This window comes from Subdoligranulum sp. APC924/74, assembly GCF_003324125.1.
GTDB lineage: Bacteria > Bacillota > Clostridia > Oscillospirales > Ruminococcaceae > Gemmiger > Gemmiger qucibialis.
This window is the reverse complement of the sequence record NZ_PSQF01000027.1, coordinates 23,728-34,615: the sequence shown is the minus strand read 5'-3', so window position 1 is coordinate 34,615 and position 10,888 is coordinate 23,728. Positions and strand designations below refer to the sequence as shown.

General features: G+C 53.3%; 10 protein-coding genes and 2 riboswitches. Of the genes, 8 read left to right on the top strand and 2 right to left on the bottom strand.

Going from position 1 to position 10,888, the window contains the following annotated elements; all coding sequences use genetic code 11:
• Window positions 1-332: 332 nt before the first annotated feature.
• From rhaB to rhaD, 3 genes are read left to right on the top strand one after another with little or no spacing between them, the layout of a single operon-like run.
• The gene (rhaB, locus tag C4885_RS08475) at window positions 333-1,751 is read left to right on the top strand and encodes a rhamnulokinase (RefSeq protein WP_113999907.1); all 1,419 of its coding nucleotides are present in this window, start codon (window positions 333-335) and stop codon (window positions 1,749-1,751) included.
• A gap of 24 nt (window positions 1,752-1,775) precedes the next feature.
• Complete coding sequence (locus C4885_RS08470; protein ID WP_113999906.1) at window positions 1,776-3,197, top strand: arabinose isomerase; 1,422 nt, start codon at window positions 1,776-1,778, stop codon at window positions 3,195-3,197.
• Window positions 3,198-3,247: 50 nt separating this feature from the next.
• Window positions 3,248-4,078: a rhamnulose-1-phosphate aldolase gene (gene rhaD, locus C4885_RS08465; RefSeq protein WP_113999905.1), complete on the top strand. Its 831-nt coding sequence runs from the start codon at window positions 3,248-3,250 to the stop codon at window positions 4,076-4,078.
• Between the two features lie 137 nt (window positions 4,079-4,215).
• On the opposite strand, the gene C4885_RS16285 is transcribed toward rhaD, so the two are convergent.
• Window positions 4,216-4,638: a hypothetical protein gene (locus C4885_RS16285; RefSeq protein WP_147237804.1), complete on the bottom strand. Its 423-nt coding sequence runs from the start codon at window positions 4,636-4,638 to the stop codon at window positions 4,216-4,218.
• Between the two features lie 36 nt (window positions 4,639-4,674).
• On the opposite strand from C4885_RS16285, the gene pta reads away from it, so the two are divergent.
• Window positions 4,675-5,640 (top strand): phosphate acetyltransferase, encoded by a 966-nt coding sequence (gene pta, locus C4885_RS08455; protein ID WP_199488092.1) that lies wholly within the window; start codon window positions 4,675-4,677, stop codon window positions 5,638-5,640.
• Window positions 5,641-5,944: 304 nt separating this feature from the next.
• On the opposite strand, the gene C4885_RS08450 is transcribed toward pta, so the two are convergent.
• Window positions 5,945-7,027 carry a mechanosensitive ion channel family protein gene (locus tag C4885_RS08450; protein ID WP_113999902.1) on the bottom strand — a complete coding sequence of 361 codons (1,083 nt, stop codon included), beginning with the start codon at window positions 7,025-7,027 and terminating at the stop codon, window positions 5,945-5,947.
• Window positions 7,028-7,338: 311 nt separating this feature from the next.
• Window positions 7,339-7,476: riboswitch (FMN riboswitch) on the top strand.
• 144 nt (window positions 7,477-7,620) lie between these two features.
• On the opposite strand from C4885_RS08450, the gene C4885_RS08445 reads away from it, so the two are divergent.
• The 4 genes from C4885_RS08445 to C4885_RS08435 all read left to right on the top strand — a co-directional run bounded on the left by C4885_RS08445 (window position 7,621) and on the right by C4885_RS08435 (window position 10,885).
• Window positions 7,621-8,238 carry an ECF transporter S component gene (locus tag C4885_RS08445; RefSeq protein WP_113999901.1) on the top strand — a complete coding sequence of 206 codons (618 nt, stop codon included), beginning with the start codon at window positions 7,621-7,623 and terminating at the stop codon, window positions 8,236-8,238.
• A 151-nt stretch (window positions 8,239-8,389) separates the two neighbouring features.
• Window positions 8,390-8,488: riboswitch (SAM riboswitch) on the top strand.
• Window positions 8,489-8,582: 94 nt separating this feature from the next.
• On the top strand, window positions 8,583-9,734 hold the full coding sequence (gene metK, locus C4885_RS08440) for a methionine adenosyltransferase (protein ID WP_113999900.1): 1,152 nt from the start codon (window positions 8,583-8,585) through the stop codon (window positions 9,732-9,734).
• A gap of 108 nt (window positions 9,735-9,842) precedes the next feature.
• Window positions 9,843-9,989, top strand: a complete 147-nt coding sequence (locus C4885_RS16465; RefSeq protein ID WP_158538848.1) for a hypothetical protein — start codon at window positions 9,843-9,845, stop codon at window positions 9,987-9,989.
• A gap of 17 nt (window positions 9,990-10,006) precedes the next feature.
• Window positions 10,007-10,885 (top strand): YicC/YloC family endoribonuclease, encoded by an 879-nt coding sequence (locus C4885_RS08435; protein WP_113999899.1) that lies wholly within the window; start codon window positions 10,007-10,009, stop codon window positions 10,883-10,885.
• The last annotated feature ends 3 nt before the right edge of the window (window positions 10,886-10,888 follow it).

Below are 10,888 nucleotides of genomic sequence, written 5' to 3'. Positions count from 1 at the left end.
TTTTGGCAACGCAGATGCCGTGCCGCAGCCGCCGGAGCGGTGCTTAAGCCGTCAGGCGGGAATTGTGCGGTGTTGCCTTAACATTTTCATCGGGCACTGCGACAGTATTACAACAATCTTCGCCTTGTCATCGAAAAAACACAGACTTAATTTTTTCCCATTACTATAAGTCAAGCAAAAGCAGCGAAACCGCCTTTGCCAGCAGGGAATGGCAAAGTAGAATTTTCACAAAAAACTGTCCACTTCAAACCATGGAATGCCGGATATTATGCCGCTATACTAATAGCATAAGGCAGTTCGCCTGATTCGCATTTTACCAAAAGGAGAGAAAGATGCAAACCTGTTATCTTGCTGTAGATATCGGAGCATCCAGCGGCCGGCACATTATTGGCACCGTGGAACATGGTGTTATGGCCCTGCATGAAGTCTACCGCTTTGAAAACCGCCTGATTGAAAAGAACGGTCACCTTTGCTGGGATATGGAAGGCCTGGTTCAGAATGTGATCGAGGGGCTGAAAGCCGCCCACGATGCAGGCTATACGCCCACAACGGTCGGTATTGATACCTGGGCTGTTGACTTTCTGCTTCTGGATGCCGATGGTACCCCTATCGGGGACCCCGTTGCTTACCGCGATGGCCGCACCGCCGCCATGCGGGAGGAACTGGAACCCATTCTGCCGTTTACAAAACTTTACGCCCGTACCGGCATCCAGTACCAGTCGTTCAACACGGTTTACCAACTGTGTGCCTTAAAGAAAGAGCACCCGGAACAGCTTGCCGCTGCCGAGCATTTTTTGATGGTGCCGGATTACCTGAATTACCGCCTGACCGGCGTGATGGCCAACGAGTATACCAATGCTTCCACCACTGCCCTGGTGGGCGCTATAAGCAAGGATTGGGACGATGAAATCATCAACCGGCTTGGTCTGCCGCGCAAAATCTTTGGCAGAATCAGCACCCCCGGCACCAAACTGGGAAATTTGAGCTCCGCCGTCAAGGATTATGTCGGCTTTGACTGCACCGTCGTACTGCCCGCTACACATGATACCGGCTCCGCCTTTTTGGCTGTTCCCGCAAGGGATGATAAGGCCGTTTATCTTTCCAGCGGCACATGGAGCCTGCTGGGTGTGGAAAACAAAGACCCCATCACGACCCCTGCCAGCATGCAGGCCAATTTTACCAACGAGGGCGGCTATGAATACCGCTACCGTTACCTTAAGAACATTATGGGCCTGTGGATGATCCAGTCTGTGCGGCGTGAACTTGGCGAGCAGACCGGAACCCGCCCGTCTTTCCCGGAATTGATTGCCGCCGCGCAGGAAGCCAGCAGCTTTGCCGGGATCGTATCCACTGGCGACGACCGCTTCCTGGCGCCGAAATCCATGATCAAAGAAGTCAAGGCTGCCTGCAAAGACGGCGGCAAACCGGTTCCCGCCACCACCGGCGAAGTGATGCAGACCATTTACAACTCGCTTTCGCATGATTATCAGGCCGCTATTCAAGAGCTGCAAAGCCTGACCGGCAAAGAATATACCAGCATCAATATTGTGGGCGGCGGTAGCCAGGATATGTACCTGAACCAGATGACCGCAAATGCCACCCAGCTGCCCGTGTTTGCAGGCCCTACCGAGGGTACCGCCCTTGGCAACCTGATGGTGCAGATGATCCGTGCAGGGGAGTTCAAAGACCTTGCGGATGCACGCGCCTCCATCAAAAAGTCGTTCACTATTTTGGAATGTGATCCGCAATAAATTTTATTACAGGGGGTAATATCCATGTTAGTTGAAACCAAAGCCCGTGTTGGCGTGTTTGCCATTGCTCTGGGTGCCTATCTGCCGCAGTTCCCAACCCTGGTTCCTGAATTTGAGGGTCAGTATGCCGCTTTCAAAAAGACCATTCCCGATACCGTTGAGGTCATTGACGGCGGCATTGTTACCACCAAAGAGCAGTCCATGGCAGCGGGCGATAAGTTCCGTGCCGCAGACGTTGACCTGGTTATTCTGCAGCTGCTGACCTATGCAACCTCTTACAACATGCTGCCCGCCGTGCGCGATCTGGATGTACCCGTTGTACTGGTCAATGTGCAGAAGAAGAAAGCCCCGGATTATGCCAACACTGATACACCAACCTGGCTAGGTGAACTGTACGCCTGTGGTGCCGTTGGTGAAATGGTTGCCGACCTGGAACGCGCCGGTAAGCGCCATGCCGTTATCACCGGCGTGGTCGAGGGCGGTGACCCCGGTGTGCAGGCTGAAATTGAAGATTGGTGCCGTGCTGCACAGGTGCGCCGCCGCTTCCGCGATACCAACCTTGCCCAGATCGGCCGCCCGTACCCCGGCATGATGGACCTGTACATTGACGAAACCAACCTATACAACCGCATGTGGCTTTACACCAAGCAGTTTGACTGGGAAAAAATGTGGGCCATTGCCGATAACATCACCGATGAAGAAGCGATTCGTGCCAAGGCACAGGATATTCTGGATACCTTTGATATTGAGGGCGGCGGCACGATCGAAAAGGTCTGGGATATGGCCCGTTATGTTGTTGCCTTTGAGCAGTGGGTCAAGGACGAAAAAATTGCGTTTGTGGCTTCCCACTACGACGGTTTTGCCAAGGGTGTGGCCGGCAAACTGGACTCCATGCTGATTCCTGCATTCTCGATGCTCATCAAGCAGGGCACTGCCTGCGCGGTTGAGGGCGATATCAAGGTTTCGATGGCAATGTCCATCCTGAAAACCATTGCGGGCTGCGGCCAGCTGAGCGAGATGTACTCCATCGACTTCAACGAGGATATCTGCATCATCGGCCATTCCGGCTCCGGTGATGCCGATATCTCCAAGGCAAAAAAGCCGACCATGAAGATCGTGCCCGTGTTCCACGGCAAGACTGGTGGCGGCTATCTGACCCAATTCTATCCACCGGTTGGCGATGTGACCTATCTGGCCATCACGCAGGATAAGGACGGCCACTTCAAGTTTGTGGTTGCCGAGGGCGTCAATGAACCCGGCCCCATCTTTACCTTTGGCGATACCAACATGCGTACCCGCTTCAGCTGCGGTGCGCGTGAGTTCTGCAACCGCTGGAGCGAAGCCGGCCCCACCCACCACATGGCAGCAGCCACCGGCCGCCACATTGATACCATCCTGAAAGTGGCAAAAATCTTTAATGTCCCTGTTGATATCATCACGCGGTAAGCCGCAGGCAACAGTTACGATAAAAGGCAATGGAGTAAAGGAGCAGTATTATGAGCACGATTTATGATGTAGCAAACGTAAAAGGTTTTATCCGTATGTGCAACGACGGCTGGCTGCAGGGCTGGCATGAGCGCAACGGCGGCAACCTGACCTACCGCATGACCGAGGAAGATGTTGCCGCATGCCGTCCTTTCTTTGACGAAACCCCGTGCGAGTGGGTCAACATGGGCGTTCAGGCTGATAACCTGGCCGGGGAATATTTCATCACCACCGGTTCCGGCAAGTTCTTCCGCAATGTGGAGCCGGACCCTATCCACAGCATCGGCATTGTTGAGATCAATGATAAGGGCGACAGCTGGCGCATTGTCTGGGGCCTGGCCGATGGCGCAAAGCCGACTTCCGAGTTTCCCAGCCACTTTATGAACCACAGCGTGCGCAAGGCCGCCACCAACGGTGCCAACCGCGTGATCTACCACTGCCATGCTACCAACGTAATTGCCCTGACCTACATTCTGCCGCTGACTGACCGTGATTTTACCCGTGCTTTGTGGCAGAGCGCTACTGAATGCCCGGTCGTTTTCCCGGAGGGTGTCGGCGTCTGCCCCTGGATGGTGCCCGGCGGTGCTGACATTGCCATGGCTACCAGTGAGCTGATGAAAAAATACCAGGCTGCCATTTGGGCACAGCACGGTTTGTTTGCTTCCGGCCCCGATTTTGATATTACTTTCGGCCTGGCCCACACGATTGAAAAGAGTGCTGAGATCTATGTCAAAGTTCTCTCCATGGGCGGCGGCCTGATCCGCCAGACCATCACCGATGATGACCTGCGTGCCATTGCCCATGATTTTGGCGTTCAGCTGAACGAGGAATTCCTCGACTGATTTATTCTGACATTCTCTATATTTCCCTACATATGCCTTCCGGTATTGCAGCCCTCCTGTGTGCCGGAAGGCTTTTTTGTATTGCACTTGCTTTTTGCCCAAACCTGCGCTATGCTGAAAGAAAAGCAGGGGAGGCGTTATGCACCATGTTCTTTAACCACCGCAAAACCTGCGCCGCGTTGCAGCCGCCGCCGGGCCTTGGCCCGGCGGATATTGCAACGCAAAGCAGCATTTGTACAGGTGAAACCATCATCGGTTTCCGCCAGCCCGGCACGGACCGGCTTTTGCAGGCTGTTGTTGTGCACAGCCCACAGGATGTTGCCGATTTTTATCGTTCTTATGGTTTTTTTGCTCCGGAAGGAGAGAATTCCATCCCGCGCACCGTTTGATATAGTTTTGTCAATCTCGCCTGATATTTTTGCGTCAAACGCATGAATTTTTGCGTTTTTAGCCAGTTCAGACTTTTTTTGCGCAAAAAACATATGTTTTGTCCTTGCACCATTTGCAAATAATTCAAATCGTGCTATAATTGTATCTGTACTAGCGTGTGCGGGATCCACGGATACCCGGCACCAGATTGATACGGAGGTATTATCATGGACGTTTTTGAAAATTTTGAAAATCAGTTGAAAGCAAATCCTAAAACCATCGTATTTACTGAGGGCACTGATGCCCGTATCCTGTCCGCAGCATCCAAGCTGCTGGCTGGCAAGATTTTGAACGTTTTGCTACTGGGCAACCCGGAAGCAGTCAAAAAGGCTGCTGCTGAGGGCGGCTTTGACATTACCGGCGCAGAGATCTGCGACCCGACCTCTTACCCTGAATTTGACGCAATGGTTGCCAAAATGGTTGAACTGCGCAAGGGTAAGATGACTGAGGAGCAGTGCCGCACTGCACTGTCCAAGTCCAACTACTTCGGCACCATGCTGGTCAAGATGGGTAAGGCTGACTGCCTGCTGGGCGGCGCTACCTATTCTACCGCTGATACCGTTCGCCCGGCTCTGCAGCTGATCAAGTGCAAGCCCGGCATCAAGTCCGTCAGCTCCTGCTTCATTATGGTCCGCGGCAACGAGAAGCTGGCGATGGGCGACTGCGCCATCAATATCGATCCTTCTGAGGATGAGATCGTCGAGAGCACCGTTGAGACTGCTCATACCGCTGAGATTTTCGGTATCGACCCGAAGGTTGCTCTGCTGAGCTACTCCACCAAGGGTTCCGGCAAGGGCGAGACCGTTGATAAGATGCGCAACGCCACCCTGCGCGTTCAGGAAGCACATCCCGAACTGAAGGTTGACGGTGAACTGCAGTTTGACGCCGCCGTTGCACCGGAAGTTGGCAAGCTGAAGGCTCCCAACTCCACCGTTGCTGGCGAAGCTAACGTCTTTATCTTCCCGAATATCAACGCCGGCAACATCGGCTATAAGATTGCACAGCGTCTGGGCGGCTTTGCTGCATATGGCCCCATCCTGCAGGGTCTGAATGCTCCCATCAACGACCTGTCCCGTGGCTGCGATGCTGAGGAAGTCTACAAGATGAGCCTCATCACTGCTGCTCTGATCTGAGATTGCCGCGTAAAACTTAAACGTACATAAAAACCGCCACGAACCTGTTAGATTGGTTCGTGGCGGTTTTGTTATATTGTTTGGTTCAAATTGCTAAGGCAATACCGCACAATTCCCGCCTTGCGGCTTAAGCACCGCTCCGGCAGCTGCGGCACGGCAGCTGCGTTGCCAAAATACTCGATAAGACATCCAGTATTATCTGCGCTTTTGGCTTGGCATCTGCCGCACCTCGCTCGCCGTATCGGCACTTAGAATTATGCGGTATTGCCCTAACTTGGGCACTTGATGAGCTGTTTCTGCCAAATCAGGATTTGCCTTTTTGCGGCGGCATTTTTTCCAGGTAAACGCTGGTGGAAGGGAAGGCGAAGTCGCATCCATCCCGCTTCATCAGGTCCATGATGGCCAGATTCATGCGGCTTTTCAGTTGTAAATAGCCCGTATAATCCACCGCCGTCACATAGCAACGTACCAGAATATCCATGCTGGAAGCGCTAAATTCATTCAGGGTAACAGTCATTGCGTCCGAGCTGATCTGTGCATCCGCACTGAGCAGTTCTTTCAGATCTGCACACAGCGTTTCAACTTTTTCGCGCGGGATATCATAGGTGACACCGATCGTAAACTGCCACAGTCGGTTGGTCCGGTCAGTAACATTCTGGATGTATTCGCCACACACCTTGGAGTTTTCTACCGTAATCACTGCATGGTCCGGCGTGCGGATACGGGTGGAGCGGAACGAGATATCTTCCACCGTGCCCTCATAGCTGCCCAGAATCACATAGTCCCCAATGCCAAAGGGATGTTCCAGCACCAGCGCTACCCCTGCAATCAGGTTTGACATGGTGGACTGCGCCGCCAGGGTAATACCGATACCGGCAACGCCAGCACCTGTCAGCAGGCCGGTAACGGGAATGCCCAATGCATCCAACACCGCAATGCCCGCCACAACGCCTACAACAGCTCGGAAGATATTTTCAAAAAAGCGCCCCATTGTGCGGTTGGTAGCAATATCCAGTTTGTTTTCTGCGCTGCGCAGCAAAAGGCGGCACACAGGGGCAGCCATCCATGCGCCCCAGGCAATCAGGCAGATTGCGGTTACCTGCATGATGCGCGCCAATACGCTGCGGTATGTGGGGGTGTTCAGTTCCAGCGGCAAAACCCACAGTGCAGCATAAATAAACACGGCGCGCAGCAAGATCGTTGTTGGGCTCAGGTAGCTATCCAGAATGATGCTGATCCACTGCGGCTGATGTGGACGGAATTTTTCAATCAGTTTGCCCGCAATTCTGCGGTAAACCAGTGGGGCAAACAGCGCCAGCAGCACAAAAAGTGCCATCGGGGCCACCGCCGTGACAATGCTCAACAGCGAAATTTTTCCTATTTCCATTGCAACCTCCACTTTCTAAGGCAACACCACACAATTCCCGCCTTACGGCTTAAGCACCGCTCCGACGGCTGCGGCACGGCATCTGCGTTGCCAAAATGCTCGATAAGACATCCAGTATTATCTGCGCTTTTGGCCTAGCAGCTGCCGCACCTCGCTCGCCGTATCGGCACTTAGAATTATGCGGTATTGCCCTAAACCTCCTGAGTGTACCAAGCAGCAGGGAAACACCACCCAGTCTCCAAATTTATTTTTGTCAATTATAGCACACCCTCTTGCAATTTGTAAAACCTGTGCTATACTCAAAGCTAGAAAGTCTGTTTCAGGGCGGGGTGCAATTCCCCACCGGCGGTAAATGGCATTGCCACAAGCCCGCGACCGGCTGTTGATGCAGCCGCTGATCCGGTGTGATTCCGGGGCCGACGGTATAGTCCGGATGAAAGAAACGGAAAGCTGTTCTATTTGCTTTTCTGCGCCCTGTTGTAAGTATAGCTTGCAACAGGGCGTTTTTATTTGCAATTATCAGCCTCCCGAAGCTGTTACTGGCTTTCCAAATCATTTTATTTGGGGCCGCGCCCCCCAGGGAGGTATTTTTTATGAAAACCAAATTCAACACCCGCGTATTAACCGGAACCGCCATGCTTGCTGCCGTTGCCACAGTATTGATGTATATGGAGTTTCCCATTCCCATCATGCCCGCCTTTATCAAGCTGGATGTTTCGGAACTGCCAGCCCTGATTGCCAGCTTTGCTTACGGCCCGGTTGCCGGTATTGTGGTGTGCCTGATCAAAAACCTGATCAAACTGCCCAGCACCAGCACCGCTGCGGTGGGGGAGCTGTTTAATTTTGTGATGGGCGCTCTGTTTGTCGGCGTGGCCGGTATGGTATACCGTTTTAAGAAAACCCGCAGCGGCGCTATCCTGGGCGCAGTGCTCGGCGCTTTGGTTATGGCAATCGTCAGCGTTCCGTACAACTACTTCATCGTCTATCCGGCCTATGTGGTCATGTATCATCTGCCGCTGGATGCCATCATCGGCATGTACCAGGCCATTAACCCGAATGTCAATGGCCTTTTGAACTGCCTGCTGGTGTTCAACCTGCCGTTCACTTTCTTCAAAGGGATGCTGGACGCCGTAATCTGCTTTGCAATTTACAAGCCGCTTTCGCCCATTCTGCATGGCCGCAACAGCGGTGGCAAAAGCGTAACCGCTTAATTGCTGCTGATTGGGCAGCCATCATTGGTCATTTTTACCCGTTTTGACAAAAGTTCAATCCATTTTGTGCAAAGCTGACAATTTGCCCAACGCCACATCGTTGACTTTGCCGGTTGCCTATGGTAACATAAGCACGTTACATCAGAATAGCAACTTATCAAGAGTGGCAGAGGGAACAGGCCCTATGAAGCCCGGCAACCTGCGCGCAAGCGTAAGGTGCCAATTCCTGCGGGGAACCGAAAGATAAGCGTTCACGTGCGCTTTGGGTCCACACCCGGCGCGCGTTTTTTTGTTCTCGGCAAGTTGCCTTTCTGACCCTATATTTTTTAAGGAGGCAGCTTTTTATGTCCAAAGTTCTGTTCACATCCGAATCCGTTACCGAAGGCCATCCCGACAAAATCTGCGACCAGATTTCTGATGCCATTCTGGATGCCATCCTGGAAAAGGACCCCGGTGCCCGCGTTGCCTGCGAGACCACCTGCTCCACCGGTCTTGTCCACATCATGGGCGAAATCACGACCGACTGCTATGTTGATATTCCCGGTGTTGCACGCCAGGTCATCCGCGAGATTGGTTATAACCGTGCCAAGTACGGTTTTGACTGCGATACCTGCGGCGTGATCACCAACATTGACGGCCAGAGCCCCGACATTGCCCTTGGCACCAACGATGATGTTGCCGGTGCTGGCGACCAGGGTATGATGTTCGGTTATGCCTGCAACGAAACCCCCGAGCTGATGCCTCTGCCCATCAGCCTGGCCCACAAGCTGGCCAAGCGTCTGACCGAAGTGCGTAAGAATGGCATGATGGATTATCTGCGCCCTGATGGCAAGAGCCAGGTTACCGTCGAATACGATAACGGCAAACCCGTGCGCGTGGATGCTGTTGTTATTTCCAGCCAGCACAGCCCTTCCGTCAGTCAGGAACAGCTGCATGCCGATGTGATGGAGCATGTCATCAAAGCCATCATCCCCGCCAAACTGCTGGATGAGAACACCAAGTATTACATCAACCCCACCGGTCGTTTTGTTGTCGGCGGCCCGCAGGGTGATACCGGCCTGACCGGCCGCAAGATCATCGTTGATACTTACGGCGGTTATGCTCGCCACGGCGGCGGCGCTTTCTCTGGCAAGGACCCCAGCAAGGTTGACCGCTCGGCCGCATATGCTGCCCGCTGGGTTGCCAAGAACGTTGTCGCTGCCGGCCTGGCCGATAAGTGCGAAGTTGAGCTGGCTTACGCTATCGGCGTTGCCGAGCCCGTTTCCATCATGGTTGATACCTTTGGTACCAGCACCATCGAGCACGACAAACTGGAAGCCGCTGTGCGCAAAGTATTTGATCTGACCCCGGCAGCTATCATCCGTGACCTGGATCTGCGCCGGCCCATCTACCGCCAGCTGGCTGCTTACGGCCACATGGGCCGCGAGGAGCTGGGCGTGAAGTGGGAGAACACCGACCGCGTGGAAACACTGAAAGCCGCTGTTGCTGAGCTGTAAATCGTATTTATCCTGATTTTTTCAGATTCATTCAAGCCTGTACTGCCATCAAAGCTGTACAGGCCTTTTTATTTTACCTTGATTGATTCTATCAAAGGGGTTACAAAAATGAAAAAACTGCCGCTTTTCCTGCGCATTGCCTTGCAAACAGCGGCCAACAATAGTAAAATAAATAGTAAATATGTATTGGCGTTTGCTGCCTTTGGTGCGCTCCTGATTGCAGGTTACGGCAAGCGCTGCCTTGTAATGCTTTGATAACGAGGTGTAGGAATATGGTACTTAGTATGACCGGTTATGGCCGCGCGGAGCAGGTTTTGAACGGGCGCGATATCGTTGTGGAACTGCGCAGTGTCAACTCCCGCTTTTTTGAATATTCGTCCCGTGTGCCCCGAACCTGCTCATTTTTGGAAGATAAGCTCAAAAAGCTGGTGGCTGCCAAGGTTAGCCGCGGCAAGGTTGAGCTGAACCTGAGCATTCAGAATGTTGCAGCGGCAGATACCGTTGTTCAGGTCAACTGGCAGTTAGCCAAAAGCTACCAGACCGCCATGCAGGCAATGTCGGAAAAGCTGGACCTGAAAAACGATGTTACCGTCAGCACCATCTGCCGTTTCCCAGATGTGTTGACCCAGACCGCTGCGCCCGCAGACCCGGATACCCTGTGGGCTGATGTGGAGCAGGTTGCCCAGCAGGCGGTTGCCGCGTTTGTTTCCATGCGTGCGGTGGAAGGCGAAAAGTTGCGCACCGATGTGCTGAACCGCTTGGCAGCGATTGAAACGCTGGTTGCTCAAATCGAGCAGAACAGCGCCGGGCGTGTGCAGGCATATACCGAACGGCTGTACACCCGCCTGAAAGAGCTGCTGGAAGACCGCAACATTGACGATGCCCGCATCGTGACAGAAGCTGCTATCTTTGCCGATAAAACTGCCATCGACGAAGAGACTGTCCGTCTGCATAGCCATGTGGCCCAGTACCGCTCTATTCTGGAGCTGGACGAGCCGGTTGGCCGCAAGCTGGACTTTTTGACGCAGGAACTGAACCGCGAATCCAACACCATCGGTTCCAAGTGCCAGGATATCAACATCACCCGCCTTGTGGTTGAGCTGAAATCTGAGATTGAAAAAATTCGCGAGCAGATTCAAAACATTGAGTGAGGC